Annotated in this window: 12 protein-coding genes; 2 read left to right on the top strand and 10 right to left on the bottom strand. The window is 65.2% G+C overall.

What is annotated here, in order from left to right:
* Positions 1–63: 63 nt before the first annotated feature.
* Genes D6B98_RS02975 through D6B98_RS02960 form a run of 4 tightly spaced genes read right to left on the bottom strand, consistent with a single transcriptional unit; the run spans position 64 to position 5,768 of the window.
* Positions 64–1,260: a xanthine dehydrogenase family Fe-S subunit gene (locus D6B98_RS02975; protein ID WP_126255435.1), complete on the bottom strand. Its 1,197-nt coding sequence runs from the start codon at positions 1,258–1,260 to the stop codon at positions 64–66.
* Positions 1,257–2,093 carry an FAD binding domain-containing protein gene (locus tag D6B98_RS02970; protein ID WP_126255434.1) on the bottom strand — a complete coding sequence of 279 codons (837 nt, stop codon included), beginning with the start codon at positions 2,091–2,093 and terminating at the stop codon, positions 1,257–1,259. The genes D6B98_RS02975 and D6B98_RS02970 overlap by 4 nt, the downstream gene beginning before the upstream one ends.
* Positions 2,090–4,483, bottom strand: coding sequence for a xanthine dehydrogenase family protein molybdopterin-binding subunit (locus D6B98_RS02965; RefSeq protein ID WP_126255433.1), 2,394 nt, complete (start codon positions 4,481–4,483; stop codon positions 2,090–2,092). The genes D6B98_RS02970 and D6B98_RS02965 overlap by 4 nt, the downstream gene beginning before the upstream one ends.
* Before the next feature lie 7 nt (positions 4,484–4,490).
* Positions 4,491–5,768, bottom strand: a complete 1,278-nt coding sequence (locus D6B98_RS02960; protein WP_126255432.1) for an amidohydrolase/deacetylase family metallohydrolase — start codon at positions 5,766–5,768, stop codon at positions 4,491–4,493.
* A 161-nt stretch (positions 5,769–5,929) separates the two neighbouring features.
* Here D6B98_RS02960 and D6B98_RS02955 point away from each other — a divergent pair, with 161 nt between their 5' ends.
* Entirely contained in the window at positions 5,930–6,424 is a 495-nt protein-coding gene (locus tag D6B98_RS02955) for a MarR family winged helix-turn-helix transcriptional regulator (protein ID WP_235885109.1), read from the top strand.
* A 266-nt stretch (positions 6,425–6,690) separates the two neighbouring features.
* Positions 6,691–8,109: a cytosine permease gene (locus D6B98_RS02950; protein WP_164718349.1), complete on the top strand. Its 1,419-nt coding sequence runs from the start codon at positions 6,691–6,693 to the stop codon at positions 8,107–8,109.
* Positions 8,110–8,194: 85 nt separating this feature from the next.
* Here the strand turns inward: D6B98_RS02950 and nikE are convergent, their stop codons facing one another.
* From nikE to D6B98_RS02920, 6 genes are all read right to left on the bottom strand, one after another.
* Positions 8,195–9,865, bottom strand: coding sequence for a nickel ABC transporter ATP-binding protein NikE (gene nikE / locus D6B98_RS02945; RefSeq protein WP_126255431.1), 1,671 nt, complete (start codon positions 9,863–9,865; stop codon positions 8,195–8,197).
* Positions 9,862–10,710 (bottom strand): ABC transporter permease, encoded by an 849-nt coding sequence (locus D6B98_RS02940; protein ID WP_126255430.1) that lies wholly within the window; start codon positions 10,708–10,710, stop codon positions 9,862–9,864. Before D6B98_RS02940 ends, nikE begins: the two co-directional genes overlap by 4 nt.
* Entirely contained in the window at positions 10,707–11,741 is a 1,035-nt protein-coding gene (locus tag D6B98_RS02935) for an ABC transporter permease (protein ID WP_126255870.1), read from the bottom strand. Before D6B98_RS02935 ends, D6B98_RS02940 begins: the two co-directional genes overlap by 4 nt.
* 27 nt (positions 11,742–11,768) lie before the next feature.
* Positions 11,769–13,388, bottom strand: a complete 1,620-nt coding sequence (locus tag D6B98_RS02930; RefSeq protein ID WP_126255429.1) for an ABC transporter substrate-binding protein — start codon at positions 13,386–13,388, stop codon at positions 11,769–11,771.
* A 119-nt stretch (positions 13,389–13,507) separates the two neighbouring features.
* The gene (locus D6B98_RS02925; RefSeq protein WP_126255428.1) at positions 13,508–14,941 is read right to left on the bottom strand and encodes an NAD(P)-binding domain-containing protein; all 1,434 of its coding nucleotides are present in this window, start codon (positions 14,939–14,941) and stop codon (positions 13,508–13,510) included.
* Positions 14,938–15,690 carry an SDR family oxidoreductase gene (locus D6B98_RS02920; protein ID WP_126255427.1) on the bottom strand — a complete coding sequence of 251 codons (753 nt, stop codon included), beginning with the start codon at positions 15,688–15,690 and terminating at the stop codon, positions 14,938–14,940. The genes D6B98_RS02925 and D6B98_RS02920 overlap by 4 nt, the downstream gene beginning before the upstream one ends.
* Between the last annotated feature and the right edge of the window lies 1 nt (position 15,691).

Raw genomic sequence — 15,691 nt, 5'->3', positions numbered from 1 at the left:
ATCCAACGCTGTTGATCGTCATGGCAGTCCAGATTGCGTCACTCCGCGGCGCCGGCGCGCCGATCATTCCGCGCCTTTCGTCTTGCTGATGCGGCTAAACATGCGCGCGAGCCGGGCTCGCAAGACGTCCGATGCAATCGACCAGAAGCTGAGCTCCGCCGGACGTGGCCGCCCCGGCGACCCGCCGGACATGTGGCGGTCGAGATTTGCGGCGAACTCCGCAACCAGGCGTTTGGCGAGATCCCTGACGAGGCCTGGACGGCCGACTTGCGCGAACATCCCGGTGAGGGTGTAGCCGATCGAAAGTTCGACGGCGGTCACTGCTCCGCCCTCGAGCGGCAGCAGGCGATAGCGGATTTCGCCCTGCGTCGCCGAATGGCTGCGCTGATCGTTGCCAATGCCGAGAATGCGGCCGGACAGCGTCGCAGGATCGCGTTCGACGCGTGCCGCTCCCTGGAACGCTGCCGCGATCGGCCCGAGTCTGACACGAAATCCGCCTTCGACACGTTCGGGGCTTGGTGTCCCCCTCAGCGACACGCCCGGGAGGCAGGATGCAACACCCGCGATGTCGTCGAACATCGCGAAGACCTTGGCCGGCGGGTGCGCCAGCGTGAAACTCTGGGCGAGGACCACCGCGGGGGTGAAGTCTTGAATGATGTCGCGCGCGACGCTGTCAGGCGCCGGAGCCAACGCCATCCGCGCAGCTGATGGCTCACTTCGGCCGGGCGCAGCGCGCCCCGAGCCGGCGGGGCCAAGAATGGTCCGTCCGCCGTCGGCCAGCGCCGCGATATTGCGCGCCCGTCTTGCTTCGATCACGGACTGCACCGCCCGCACGATTCCGACATAGCCGGTGCAGCGGCAGAGATTGCCGCTCAAGCCGACACGAATCCGACGCTCGTCGGCGTCCGGCAGGCGCAGCACCAGGTCGCGCGCGGACACCAGCATTCCCGGCGTGCAATAGCCGCACTGCAAGGCGTGCTCCCGGGTGAACGCTGCGCGCAGCTCAGCCGTGATCTCGTCCTCGTCGAGACCCTCGATGGTGGTGACGTCGGCGCCTTCGCATGCCACCGCATAGGTGATGCAGGAACGCGCCGGCACGCCATCGAGCAGCACGGTGCAGGCGCCGCAGACGCCGTGCTCGCAGCCGAGATGGGTGCCGGTCAGGTCGAGCCTGTCGCGCACGAAATCGGCGAGGCTGGTCCGCGGCTCGGCCACCACCTCCACCGCGCGCCGGTTGACGCTGAGCGCGATCGTGGTCATGCCGCGGCCTCCTGAACGGCGCGCCTCAGCACGCCGACATGAATGTGGCGCTGCGCGGTGTCGTCGATGCCGGCTTTGACGAGAAGAGCATCGGCGACGCGGACATCGAAACGCTGCTTGTAGTCCGCGGTAATCCGTCCGCCGAACAGCTCGGCCGCATCACTCACCACGATGGGTGCCGCATCGATGGCGCCGATCACGATGCGTGCCGAACCGGCGGCCGGATCGATCAGAGCCGCGCCGATCGCATGCGCGAACTCGCCGGTCTTGCGGCAGCTCTTGGCATAGCCCCAATGCGCCGAGGCAGCGCGGGCCGGCACATGGATCGCCTCGACGATCTCGCCGGCGTGAAGGGCCGATTCCAGCGCACCTGTGACGAAAGCCTCGATGGCCATCGCGCGGGTCCCGGAAAGGCTGCGTAGTGTGAGCCGTGCGCCCAGGGCAGACAGCGCCGAAATCCAGTCCGCGGCGGGATCGGCATGGCTGAGCGAGCCGCCGATCGTCCCGCGATTGCGCACGGCGCGATAGGCGATGTTGGCGGCGACGGCGCGCATGGCACCGCGCGTCACGTCGGCGATGCGCCCGTCCTCGATATCGGCATGGGTGACCAGAGCGCCGAGCACGAGTTCGTTGCCGGAGACCTCGGCGCGCTTGAGTTCGGCAATTCCGGAAATATCCACGATCAGCTCCGGCTGAACCAGCCGCAAATTGAGCATGGGGCCGAGCGACTGCCCGCCGGCGATGATCTTGGCCGATCCGCTGCCGGCTGCCAGCATCGAGAGTGCCGCATTGAGATCGCGCGTGCGCTCGTAAGCAAAGGGAGCGGGCTTCATGCCGCGCTCCTTTCCGCCGCACGCGCGGCCAGCACGGCGGTGACGACGCGATGCGGCGTGATCGGCGACTGCATCAGCTCGACGCCCAGCGGGCGCAGGGCATCGTTGACGGCGTTGGCGATCGCGGCAGGCGGCGCAATCGCTCCGCCCTCCCCGATGCCCTTGACGCCGAACTGCGTATAAGGCGACGGCGTCTCCATGTGATCGAGACGGGCCGCAGGAACCTCGGTTGCCCCAGGAAGCAGGTAGTCCGCAAGCGTCGTCGCCAGTGGCTGCCCGGACGCGTCGAACGGCATCTCCTCGTAAAGTGCGGTGCCGATGCCTTGGGCGAGACCGCCATAGATCTGGCCGTCCACGACGAGCGGATTGACCAGCACACCGCCGTCCTCGACGATCACATAGTCGAGGATCTCCACCTCACCGAGATCGGGATCGACCGCCACGACAGCCGCATGCGCCGCATAGCTGAAGGTGCCGCTGTCACGCACGGGCTTGTAGCCTTGCGTGACCTCCAGCCCGCCCGGATCGACATCGGCCGGCAGGTCCTGCGGACGGCGATACCAGGTGTAGGCGATCGCCTTCAGTCCGACGCTGCCATTGACGCCGCGCACCTCGCCATTTTGCAGGACAACGGAGGCCGGATCGTGCTGTAGGAGCTTCGCGCCGATCCGCCGGGCGCGTTCGCCGAGCTCGCGGCAGGCGGTGGCCACCGCGCCGCCCGCCATCACCATGGAGCGCGAGCCCCAGGTGCCGGTCGAATAAGGCGTCATCGCGGTATCGCCGAGGACGATGCGAATGTTCGCGACATCGATGCCGAGGATCTCATGCGCGACCTGGGCGAGCGTCGTTTCCATGCCCTGACCGTGGGAATGCACGCCGACGCGCAATTCGAGGCCGCCGTCCGGCGTGAGGCGCGCCGATGCCTGCTCGTGGCCCGGCACCATCGGGATGCCCCAGCCGGAATAGACGGACGTGCCGTGCGCGGCCTGCTCGCAATAGATTGAGACCCCGACGCCGACCCGCCGGCCGGCGGCGTCGCCTTGGCGCTGGCGCGCGCGAATGGCATCGATATTGATCGCAGCGAGCGCGCGTCGCATCGCCTCGGGATAATCGCCGCTGTCAAAATGCTTCTTGGTGATGTTGTCGAACGGCATCTGTTCCGGCCGCACCAGATTACGCAGCCGCACCTCGCCCGGTTCGAGACCTGCCTCTTCCGCGACGAGATCCAGCATCAATTCCAGTGCAAAGCACACGCCGGTGCGCGCCACGCCGCGGTAAGGCAGGATTGGGCACTTGTTGGTAGCCACCGAGAAGGTGCGGCAGCGGTAGGCCGGCATCTTGTAGGGACCGGGCAAAATACTCGCGACTTGCGCGGCCTCGAGGCAGGCCGAGAACGGATAGGACGAGTATGCGCCGGAATCCACCGTCGCCTCGCAATCGATCCCACGCAAGGTGCCGTCGCGGTCGGCATAGACCGTGATCTTGTAGTGATGCTCGCGGCAATTCGAGCTGGCCACGAGATGCTCGCGGCGGTCCTCGATCCAGCGCACGGGATAACCGCATTGCATCGTCAGCCAGGACAGGCAGACTTCTTCCGGCAGCAGAATGCCCTTGTGGCCAAAGCCGCCGCCGACATCCGGCGAGATGACGCGGATCTGGCCTTCCTCCATATTCAGGCATTCGGCGAGGCCGCTGCGCGTGATATGCGGCATCTGCGCCGCGGAATGCAGCGTGAGCTGATCGAGGCGGCGGTCGAAGGTCGCGACCACGCCACGGCCCTCGAGCGGCGACATGCATTGCCGCGCGGTCGAGATCTCGCGCGTCACCTTGATCGGCGCGTCGAGCGCGGCGGAGATGTCGACCTCGTAATTGGTCTCAAGGAAGACATTGTCACCCCAATGCTCATGCACCAGGGTCGAGCCGGGCTGGCGCGCCTTCAGCATGTCGTATACGGCGGGGAGTTCCTCGAGATCGAGCATCACCGAGGCCGCGATGTCCTCGGCTTCGGCGCGCGTCGGTGCAACACACATCGCAACGAGTTCGCCGACCTGGCGTACCTTGCCGGTCGCCAGCACCGGCTGCTCCGAGATCTTGAAGCCCGGCAGCCCCGAGACCGCGCGGATCGGCTTGACGCCGACGAGATCGGCTGCCGTGAAGACGCTGCTACGATAGCGTTCAGGCACGTGGATGCTGCGGATGCGCGCATGCGCCAGCGGGCTGCGCACGAAAGCGACGTCGCGGAGGCCAGCGAGGCGGATGTCGGCGACGTACTGGCCGCGGCCGCGCATCAGGCGGTCATCCTCCTTCCGCGGCAGCCGTGCGCCCACGCCCTGCCCGGATTTGCCGGAAGGAAATTCTCGCTCGTTGCGCACGCCGGCGTCCTCCTTCACCGCAGCCCTACGCCGCAACGGCCTGGGGCAGGATCGGCGCGACCGCGTCGAAGCGCGTGCCGGCGCGCAGGCAGAACACCGGCTGCAGCAGACGCTCGGCGATCACCTCGTTGTTCTCGTTGTCCCTCAGGACAAACCGGCCGCTCTGCTCCGTGAGCACGGAGACGTCGGCGTCCATGCCGACCTTGAGGGCGCCGATCTCCCCGCTCCGGCCGAGCATTTTGGCGGGATTGGAGGTGACCATCGGCACCACCTGCTCGAGCGACAGGCCCAGCGCCATCATCGAGCTCATCGCCTGGACCAGGCTGAACTTGGCCTGACCGGCAAAGGGATGATTCTCATCATCCTCGTGCTGGTCGGGCGTTCCGGCCGGCGCGGGCACATGAGTGTTGTAACCGTGGATGTCGGCGCCCAGCGTGGTCGGGATGATGCCGGCCGCGATCGCCTTCTTCGCCAGCCGATAGGAGAAATGGCTGCCGTGGCCGACATCAACCTTCAGGCCGCGATCGAGCGCGGCCTGGATCACCGGATGCACCTCGCCCTCGCGGTTGACGAAGCCGCCGGGATGGCGCGTGAAGGGATGGGCGAGGACATCGCCCTCGCGCAGAAGCGGAATCACGCGCGTCAGGATCGTGTCGGCATCCTCGCCATTGGCGCCGCTCTCGGGCAGGCCCCAGAGCTGGCCGAAATGCACGTAGACCGGCAGATCGGCACGCTTGCCGATCTCCGCCGCCATCTCGATGACGCGGATGCCCCAGCGCGCGAAGCCGCCGATCTCGGCGTGAGCCTTGATGCCGCGCACGATGTCGAGATTGGCGGTCGCCGCCTTGACGGTCGCGTCGACGTCGACGCCGTCGGGGCTATAGAGCTGCGGATAGAAGTGCCCCTCCAGTCCGCCGACGAGATAGGCGGACAGGAACGCGTAGACGCGCGAGGCGGCGGGCTCCGCGATGAAATGACGGAAGCCGGGCAGCGTCATGCAGGACGGGCCGCCCTGGTCGACCAGCGTCGTCACACCCGACTGCACTCCGACCATGTCCGGATTCATGCCGAAGCGGCCGGTGACATATTGATAGACATGGGCGTGGGTGTCGATCAGCCCGGGCAGCACCAGCTTGCCGCCGACGTCGACGACCTCCCTGGCGCTGGTCGGCAGAATGTCGGACGCGACCGCGGCAATCTTGCCGTTGCGGATCGCGACATCCTTGATGCCATCGACGCCGGAGGCCGGACAGATCACGCGACCGCCTCGCAGTAGAAGGTCGAAGCTGGCAGTGACGGACATGGCGCTCTCCTCTTCTTGCGAGAGTGACGGCTTCGTCCCCTCGAATTACGAAGCATGCTTCGCATTTTGACAAAAGCAAGCATCGTGCCATGATCCCGATGTGGCAGGCGCACTCGAATCGAGCTAAGCGCGGCAGGGGTTTCGGCTTGGGAGAGTGTGCATTGCGGCAGGCGAAGACACGTCGCGGCGGGACGAGGCACCGCCCCTGGCCCTTGTCGGAACGGCCCGGCTATCTGATCCGCCGGCTGCATCAGATTCACGTCGCGCTGTTTCAGGAAGCCTGCGGCGAATTCGAGGTCACGCCGCTGCAATACAGCCTGCTCTCGGCGCTGGCGGTGCGTGAAACCGCCGATCAGACCACTTTGGCGGCCGATATCGCCCTCGATCGCACCACGACGACCGGCGCCCTGAAGCGGCTCGCCGCCCGAAACCTGGTCGAGCGCGCGGTGAACAAGGACGATCGCCGGGCCCGGCTGTGCCGGCTGACACCGGCCGGAGCCGCGCTGCTGGTCAAGATCGAGGGCGCGGCGCGACGGGCGCATCGTGCGACGCTCGGCGATTTGAGCCAGCGGGAACAGGCGCTTTTCATCGAAATGATGCAGCGCATCGTGGCCGGCCATCCCAGTCGCGACAGCGCTGCTGCCGTATTCGACTAGGAGCCCTTGCTGCGCTTTTGAGTTGGGCTGCTCAATTTATCATCGTACCGCTGCCCGGCCGAGCAACATCGCCCGCCTCTTACCGGCGCGGCAGACATGCCGAAGCGTACTCACGCGCAAGATCGGCCAGCGCTTGAAAACGCAGTCGCATCCGGCGCGACGCGCGTGACCTCCGGCATCGCCGCCCGCCCGCTCAGCCGCTCCGCAATTCCATGGCACGATTTATGCTGCGATGATGCGAAGCGTGCTTCGTATTGGGGGATGCCATGACGGATTCCGAACTTCGCGCTGATATTCACAGCATCGAGCCGATTCCCGACGCGGACCGGGACTCCACCGGGCCGCAGCAGATGTGGATCTGGGCCGGCGCCAACATCGCGCCGGTGAACTGGGCCCTCGGCGCACTCGGCATCATCCTCAAGCTTGGCCTGATGGAGACGATCGCGGTCATCGTGCTCGGCAACATCGTCGGCTGCGCGATCTTCGCGACCTTCACGGTGATGGGGCATAAGACCGGCGTCAACCAGATGGTGTTGAGCCGGTCCGCGTTCGGCGTACGCGGCGCCTATCTGCCAAGCATTCTCATGTTCCTGATGACGCTGGGCTGGATCGGGGTCAACACCTACTTCCCGGTCAAGGTCTCGATGGGCATCCTCGGACAGTTCGGCGTTCCCGACACCTGGCCGGTCGAGCTGGTCGTCATTACGCTGGTGATGGCCGTGCAGGTGCTGATCGGAATCTACGGCTTCTATGCAATACGCACCTTCGAAAAATACACGGTGCCGCCCACCATCGCCGTCATGGTGCTGATGAGCATTTTGGCGTGGACGCGCCCTGGTGTCGTCAACTGGAACCTGACTACCTCGCTCGCTCCCGGTGCACATCTGGCGATGCTGACACTGCTCACCACCGCGATCGGGGTCGGCTGGGGCATTTCCTGGGTGACCTGGGCCTCCGACTATTCTCGCTTCGTGCCCAGAAGCGTGCCGTCGAAATCCGTGTTCTGGTACAGCTATGTCGGCATGTTCGTGCCGACGGTCTGGCTCGGCATTCTCGGCGCAACCATCGCCTCGACGACCCTGGATACCGACCCTGCCAAGATGGTCAGCGCGGTGTTTGGAGGTCCCGTCAGCATCCTGGTTCTCCTGATGGTGCTGCATGGCCCGATCGCCACCAACATCCTCAACGTCTATTCGGCGACGTTGGCGGCGCTGAGTGCGGGACTGAGATTGTCGCGCTTCTGGCTCACCGTCATCGTCGGCATCGCCGGCTACCTGGTTACGCTGTACTTCATCTTTGCGCCATCTTTCGCGAAAGCGTTCGACAACTGGATGATCAGCCTGTTGCTGTGGATGAGCTCGTGGGCCGGAGTGGTGCTGGCCGACTTCTTCATCAAGAGGAAGAGCAGGATCGACGTCGCCGAGCTCTACCGCTCGCCGCAGACCAGCGCCTATGGCGACATCAACTGGGTCGGCATGGTTGCGTTCTTTGCGGGCCTGGTCGCCGGATGGCTGGTGCAGGACGGCTTGGTCGGCGCGCTTCAGGGGCCGATCTCGATCAACCTGCTCGGCGGCGCCGATCTGAGTTGGCTGTTCGGCATCGGTGTTGCGGGGCTCGTCTATCTCGGGCTCGACAAGCTCGTGACGTCGCCCTCCTCCATCGTTGCGAGCGGCGCAGGGCGATAGCGACCTCGCCAATCCCGCATGCCGCAGCGAACGTGAGGTTCAAGCCTTGCCCGGTTAGACGCTGGCCCACGTCGGCCTGCGGGGCCTAGAGGGCCGCCGCGAGCGCCTCGCCCGTCTCGATATGCGGAATCGCCTCGACCAACTTGCGGGTGTAATCGTTCTTCGGATTATCGAACAGCGACCGGCTTTCCCCCTGCTCCACGATGCCGCCATTGCGCAGCACGATGGTGCGGTCGCACAGCATCCGCACCACGTTGAGATCGTGGCTGACGAACAGCAGCGCGATGTCATCGTCGCGCCTGAGGCGATCGAGCAGTTGCAACACCACCGCCTGCACCGAGACGTCGAGCGCAGCGGTCGGCTCGTCCAGCACGAGGAGCCGCGGCCGGCAGGCGACGGCACGGGCAATGCCGACGCGGGCCTTCTGGCCGCCGGAGAGCTGATGGGGGAAACGCGGCAAGAGATCGAGCGGCAGCCCCACGCGCTCGGCGCATTCCTCGACGCGCTTGCGCAGCGCGTCGCCTGCCCGCATGCCATCGAGCCGCATCAGGGGGTGGGCGATGCAGTCGAACGCGGTGAAGCGCGGATTGAGGCTCTCATTCGGGTCCTGAAAGACCATCTGGATGTCCTTGCGCAATGGCGAGCGGTGAAAGTCACGCGACGCCACATGGCCGATCGACTGCCCATCGAACACGATGTCCCCTTCACTCGGGTCGATCAGGCGGCAGATCATGCGCGAGGTCGTACTCTTGCCCGACCCGGATTCGCCGACAAGCCCGACACTCTCGCCCCCGGCCATCGTCATGGAGAAGTCGGCGACCGCCGCAGAGCCCTGGTCGAAACGTTTCGCGAGCTTGCGTACCTCCAGCAACGGCGGCGTCCCGTGTGCGGGCTCCTGCCTGGGCCTGCTGACCACAGTTGCGTAACGCTCCCGCTCCTCCCTGGTCACGAGATCCTCGATCCGGGACGTCGCGGTCGGCGAGGCCGCGACGAGGCGCTTCGTATAGGAATGCTTCGGCGCGCTGAAGAGCGTCCTCGGGCTCGCCTCCTCGACGATGCGGCCGCGCTCCATCACCGCGATGCGGCGGCAATAGCGCGCCGCGAGTCCCAGATCATGCGTGATCAGGATCGTCGCCATGCCGCGTGCGGCGGCGATGTCCGCCAGGAGATCCATCACCACCTTCTGCGTGGTGACGTCGAGACCGGTGGTCGGCTCGTCCGCAATCAGGAGCGCCGGATTGCAGGAGATCGCGATCGCGATCATGACGCGCTGGCACATGCCGCCCGACAGTTCGTGCGGGTAGGCGTTCATTCGCGCTTCTGGATCGCGAATCTGGACCGCGCGCAACAGTTCCAGCGCCTCGGCACGCGCAGCCTCTTTCGAAATGCGCTTGTGCGTGAGGATCGCATCCGCGATCTGCAATCCGATCGCGCGGATTGGATTCAGCGCCGACCGCGGGTTCTGAAAGATCATCGACATCGCGGCGCCCTGGAGCTGACGGAGATCATCGCCCCGGAGCTTCGTCACGTCCCGGCCGCGAAACAGGATCTTGCCGCCGGTGACGCGCCCGGCAGCATCGAGCAGGCGCGTCGTAGCAAAGCCGGTCACCGACTTGCCCGAGCCGCTCTCCCCGACGAGACCGAGCATTTCGCCGGCCTGCACCGTCAGGGTCACGCCGCGCACGGCCTCGACCACGCCGCGCCGCGTCGAGAACGCGACGTGGAGGTCGTCGATCCTGAGCAGTTCCTCGCTCATGTGCGCATACGGGGATCGAGAATATCCCGCATCCCATCCCCGAGGAGATTGAAGCACAGCACGGCCAGCATCAGCGCGAGGCCCGGAAAGGCCACCAGCCACCACCGACCCGTCGAGATGAAGCGCGCACCCTCCGCCACCATGATGCCCCATTCCGGCGTCGGCGGTTTGACGCCAAGGCCGATGAAGGACAGGCCGGCCGCGTTCAATATGGCCCAGCCGAGATTGAGCGAGATCTGCACCGCCATCGCAGGCAGGATGTTCGGCAGCAGGAAACGGAGCACCACCGAGAAATGACTCTCGCCGCAGGCGCGCGCGGCCTCGACCCAGCCGACATTGCGGCGGACGTTCACTTCGGCGCGCGCGAAGCGGATGTAGAAGGGAAGATTGATGATCGCGGTTGCGATCACGATGTTCTCGACGCGGTTGCCGAGGGCCGCGACCATCGCCATTGCCAGCACGAACAACGGAAAGGCCATCATCACGTCGACAAAGCGGCCGACGGCGCGATCGAGCCGGCCACCGGCGTAGCCGCAGAATGAGCCGACGACGGCGCCGATCACGAAGGAGATGCCGACCGCAGACACCGCAATGGCAAGATCAAGCCGCGCCGCGACGATGAGGCGGCTGAACACGTCGCGCCCGAGCTGGTCGGTACCGGCGAGATGGGCCGCGCTCGGCGGCTGCAACGCTTCGGACACGTTGGAGGCCACGGGATCATAAGGCACGATCCAGGGACCGAAGATCGCAAGCAGGACGAACAGCGCCACCCCAGCCGCGGCCACCGCCGTGAGCGGATTGCCGCGCAAAATCCAGACCGAATGGCGGAGGGTTGCACTGGTCATCCGATGGAAACCCTGGGATCGGCGATTCCGTAGCAGATATCGACCACGAGGTTGACCAGCACGAACAGGCTCGCCATCAGCAGCACGAAGCCCTGTACCGGCGCATAGTCTGACGCGAGCAGCGCATCGAGTGCATAGGAGGCGACGCCAGGCCAGGAGAACACCTTCTCCACCAGCACATTGGCGCCGAGCATGGTCGAGAACACGATGCCGGCGATGGTGATGACGGGAAGGATCGCATTCCTCAATGCATACGTGACGACCACCTTGCCCCAAGACAATCCGACCGATCGCGCGGTACGTACGAAATCGCTCCCAAGCGACACCAGCATCGAGGCGCGGGTGATCCGCGCGAGCGGCGCGATGACGAACAGGGCCATGCTCACTGCCGGCAGAACCAGCTGCTTGCAGGCCGCCCACCAACCCTCGAAATCTCCAGCCAGCAGGAAATCGATCGAGAGAAAGCCGGTTCGTTGCGGCGGCAGCGAGGTGAACACGTCGATCCGACCGGTCGGATCAGGCGCAAGCCCGAGCAGGTAATAAAAAACGTAGATCAGCAGCAGGCCCGAGACGAAGGTCGGGACGCAGACGCCGAGGGCGCAGAACAGCCGGACGCCATGATCGATGATCGATCCCGGCCGCAGCGCCGCGACCACGCCGAGCGGCACCGCCGCGATCAGCGCGATCAGGAGCGCGGTCAAGGTGAGCTCCAGGGACGCCGGCAGACGCTCGCGCAGGTCCTTCAGTACCGGCTGCCCCGTCATCATGGAGCGGCCAAGATTGCCGCGACCGATGTCGGAGAGATAGAACACGAGCTGCTCCGGCACCGATTTGTTGAGCCCCATCTGTTTGCGAATCTGCTCGATCTCCTCCTTGCCGGCATTGGGGCCCGAGGCGAAGAACACCGCGGGGTCGCCGGGCAACACGCGCATCAGCAGAAAGGTGAAGACCAGCACGCCGAACAGCGCCGGCAGCGACGACAAGAGCCGCCTGCCCGCCCGCACCATCGTTGCACCAAGACCGGTCATCACCATTCAGCGCTCCCGTTGATCACGATGTCACTTCCGGCTGACATCGCGATAGTCCACCTGGCGATGGAACTCGTAGGTGTAGCCTTCGATCGACGGCGCCATGACCGCGTCCTGGTTCGGTTGCCACAGCATGATCTGCGGCATCAGATCGAAGTGCATCGCATTGAGCTTGCGGCCTGCTGCCTCATACTTGGCCTTGTCCGGCTCGAAGCGGGCTTCCTGCGCAATCGCGGCAAGCTCCGGGTTGTTGATCGAGCTGTAATTCCAGCGCTGGGTGCCTGTGTAGAAGTTGCGGTAGAAATAATCAGTCGACGGCAGCCAGGCGACGATGCCCTCCGTGAAGAAAGGCAGCTTCTTCTCGTTGATCTGCGTCGACATCTGCGCGTCCGGCAGCTTCTGAATGTCGACCTTGATGCCGATCTTGGCAAGCGACTCCTTGACAAGGGCAGCCATCGGCTCCGCCGTCGAGGACTGGCCGACATTGAAGCTGAACGTTGTCGAGAAGCCTTCCGGCAGACCGGCCGCCTTCAGATATTCCCTGGCCTTGTCGAGATCCATCTTCACCGGCTGCTGGAACGGATAAATGCCATTCAACGGATTGCCATCCGGCCATGTCGCGCCGAACAGCGGCGCGCCCCGGCCGAACAGGGCAGCCTTGAACATGTCGTCATAGGGCAGCGCGTAAGCGATAGCGCGGCGCACATTCACGTTGTCAAAGGGCGGCAGCTGGTTGTTCATCGAGACGTAGGTGATCGCATTGTATTGCGGCGTCGAGATCACCTTGAGCTTGCCCTTGGCCTCCAGCGACTGCACATCGCTGGCCTGGAGATCGACAACGAGATCGGCATCCCCGCGTTCGACCAGATTGGCGCGGGTTGCCGGTTCCGGAACCGATTGCACGATGACGCGCTTGAAGAAAGCCGGCTTGTTGGCCGAGCCGCGGTTCCAGTTCTCGTCCCGCTTGAGGATCACCTGCTCGCCGGGCTTGAAGTTCTCGACCACGTAGGCGCCGCTGCCTGCGGTGTGCTCCTTCAGCCATGCAGTGGCCCAGGGATCATCCGGCGTCGCGTGTGCCTTGGCGACCTTCGAGTTGATGATCATGGGATAGACCGTGGCCAGGTTCGGCAGCGCGAGCTTGTCGGGCTTGGGCAGCGTCACCTCGATGGTGAGAGGGTCGATCACCTTGAACTGATCGGCCGAGGTCAGCGAGCCCGTCAGCAATTGCGCCTTACCGAGGATCGGCGCGGTGACGCAGCGATCGAGCGACCATTTCACGTCCTCGGCGGTCACGGGCGAGCCGTCCTGGAATTTTGCGTCCTTGCGCAGACGGAACGTGAGCTTCAAACCGTCGGGGCTGACGTCATAGGATTCGGCCAGCTCGCCGGTGATCGTGTCGAGATCGAACACCCATTTGCCATTGAGCTGCTTGCGGCCAAATGTCACCAGCCGGTCATAGGTGCTCATGCTCAGCGCGAAAGATTCGCGCGTCGAGCCCGGGATGTTTGGATCGAGCGTGTTGACGGAGGCGCCGGTGACATAGCGCAATGTCTCCGCCCTGGTTTGCGCCTGCGACGGCGCGGTGGCGATCGACAACAGCGCAGTGGTGGCGAGAACTGAGGCCGCAGACCTGAAAGACACAAAACGCATTGGTTTTCCTTGAATTTCCGAAGAGGAAGGCCGGCTAGACTGGTCAAGAAAGAAGCAAGTTGCGCGCCAGTCTCACGGCGTGCTGGTGGGGACGCCTCGTCGCGGCGGCGCATGGATGATCATCGCGTTTCCCCCATTTTTCGCGCCGGCCGCGTAACCGCCTGCGGCACGTCATAGGCGCAGAGCGAAGCCCAGTGCCGCTCGACATCGGCGCGGAACAGGCCGCGTGTCAGGCCATTCACGAGCTTGGGAACGGCCGTCGTCATCGCATTGATCGACGATCCAGACGGGCCAAAGCTCATGGTTGAGGCGATGGCGAAGAGATGGATGTCGGAAATCCACGGCGTCTCGCCGGCTACGCGCTCGGTGAAAGCGTAATCGTCGGCGAGGTAGGGAAAGCGGCCGAGCCGATCGTTGCGCTCGCTCTCCGGCGGTTGATAGCGGTCGGCCCAGGTCGCGATGTTGGCAGCGAATGCGGAGAGCTCGCCACGACTGGAAAAGTTCATGTCGATGCCGGTGCCGCAAATGACGAAATCCGTCGCGATGGCGCCATGCGGCGTCTGCAATTCGATGCCCTTGTCGGTTTCGCGGGCCGTCTCGACCGGTGCGCCCTCGTGCAATGTGAAATTGACGTAGCGCGCGCAGCGATCATAAGTCGGTTGCGGAAAGCCTTCCCGCATTTCGAGGATCGCCCGCATGAAGCGCCAGCGCCATGCATCGTCGAGATCGCTGAGGTGGCGCAGGAAGCCGCGAAAGGTCAGCCAACGATAGGGCTGGATCACCTGGATCTGCGACCGGCGACACAGCAGATGCACCTCTGCCGCGCCCGCCTCCAGCGCGGTCGCCGCATTGTCGAAGGCGGATGCACCGGCACCGATCACGGCCACGCGCTTGCCACGAAGCTTGTGGAAGTCGATGTCGTCGGCGACGGTCGCGACCGAACTCGCCGGCAGATGCGCTAGCTGCTCCGGGACCATCCAATCGCCCATGCCCTCCTGCCCCGTCGCAAGCACGATCTTGCGGGCGTAAAGCGTCTCGATCTCGCCTGCCCGTTTCACGCGCGCGGCCAGTAGGCCGTCGGATGCAGGCACGATCTCCAGAAGCTCGCAATTGTTGCGCACGGGCAAGCCGATCGTGCGTCGCAGCCACAGCAGATACTCCGCCCAATGGCAACGTTCGATCAGGCCGAGCTGTTGCCAGCTTTCCTTGCCGAACCGGGCTTCGTGCCAGGACTGGTAGGTGAGGCTCGGGATGTCGAGATCGGGGCCGGTATAATCCTTCGGGCTGCGCAGCGTCGGCATGCGGGCATAGGTTAGCCACGGGCCTTCCTTGCCCTCTTCCGACTTGTCGATCAGCAGGATGTTGCTGACGCGCGAGCGCATCAGGCCGAAGCCGATGGTGATGCCGGACTGGCCGGCGCCGACGATGAGGACATCCAGCGCCGGTCTGTCGTCGGGTCCCGTCTTCGGTTCGAGCCATGCGGCATGAGGATGCGCGATCTTCGCGAGATCGGCGCGCACGTTCGTTTCGAGCGTCGTCAGCCCATCACTCATGCCGCGAGCCAGCCTCCGTCAACCACCATCACAGTGCCGGTCGTGAACGAGGATGCATCGCTGGCAAGATGCAGCGCTGTCTGCGCGATCTCCTGCGCCTCGCCAAACCGCTTCATGGCATGGCGGTTGCGCGAGGCCTCACGCACCTCGTCCGAATTATTGGCGTGACGGGCGAAGCTGCGGCGAAGCATCGGCGTATCGATCGCGCCCGGCGCAATCGCGTTGACGCGAATGCCGTCGGTGGCGAAATCCACCGCCATGGTGCGCGTCAGGCTGACGATGGCGCCCTTGGCGGCGATATAGGCGCTGTTGCCCTTGCCGCCGGCCATCGCGAGCTGCGAAGCCAAGGTGATGATGGAGCCACTGTTCTGCCGCTGCATGTGAGGCACGGCGGCCCGAGCCCACAGCCAGGTGCCGCCGACATTGGTGCGAAACACCGCGTCCCAGTCGTCCAGGCTCGTCGTCAGCACCGTGCCGCCGCAGGAGAAGCCGGCCGCCGTCATCAGGATGTCGAGGCGACCGTGGCGCGCGACGACCTCGCCGACGACAGTCTCGGCGAAACCGGCATCGCCGACGTCGCCGACATGAGTCGTGGCCTCGCCGACCAGGCTCACCGTCTCCTTTAGGCCGGCGGCATCGCGATCGACCAAGGCAAGGCGCGCGCCCTCCTCCACGAACAGCTTTGCGCTGGCGCGGCCGATCCCCGAGCCTGCTCCCGTGATGATCGCCGTGCGCCCCTGCAGCTGCATC

Source organism: Bradyrhizobium sp. LVM 105, from assembly GCF_003957705.1.
GTDB classification, from domain to species: Bacteria; Pseudomonadota; Alphaproteobacteria; order Rhizobiales; family Xanthobacteraceae; genus Bradyrhizobium; species Bradyrhizobium frederickii.
The sequence above is the reverse complement of the archived record's forward strand: the minus strand, read 5'-3'. Positions and strand labels throughout refer to the sequence as shown.

Excerpts from the sequence above, each read along its gene's own strand:
- D6B98_RS02975 (WP_126255435.1), bottom strand. The coding sequence starts at position 1,260 with ATGACCACGATCGCGCTCAGCGTCAACCGGCGCGCGGTGGAGGTGGTG.
- D6B98_RS02970 (WP_126255434.1), bottom strand. The coding sequence starts at position 2,093 with ATGAAGCCCGCTCCCTTTGCTTACGAGCGCACGCGCGATCTCAATGCG.
- D6B98_RS02960 (WP_126255432.1), bottom strand. The coding sequence starts at position 5,768 with ATGTCCGTCACTGCCAGCTTCGACCTTCTACTGCGAGGCGGTCGCGTG.
- D6B98_RS02950 (WP_164718349.1), top strand. The coding sequence starts at position 6,691 with ATGACGGATTCCGAACTTCGCGCTGATATTCACAGCATCGAGCCGATT.
- nikE (WP_126255431.1), bottom strand. The coding sequence starts at position 9,865 with ATGAGCGAGGAACTGCTCAGGATCGACGACCTCCACGTCGCGTTCTCG.
- D6B98_RS02940 (WP_126255430.1), bottom strand. The coding sequence starts at position 10,710 with ATGACCAGTGCAACCCTCCGCCATTCGGTCTGGATTTTGCGCGGCAAT.
- D6B98_RS02930 (WP_126255429.1), bottom strand. The coding sequence starts at position 13,388 with ATGCGTTTTGTGTCTTTCAGGTCTGCGGCCTCAGTTCTCGCCACCACT.
- D6B98_RS02925 (WP_126255428.1), bottom strand. The coding sequence starts at position 14,941 with ATGAGTGATGGGCTGACGACGCTCGAAACGAACGTGCGCGCCGATCTC.
- D6B98_RS02920 (WP_126255427.1), bottom strand. The coding sequence starts at position 15,690 with ATGCAGCTGCAGGGGCGCACGGCGATCATCACGGGAGCAGGCTCGGGG.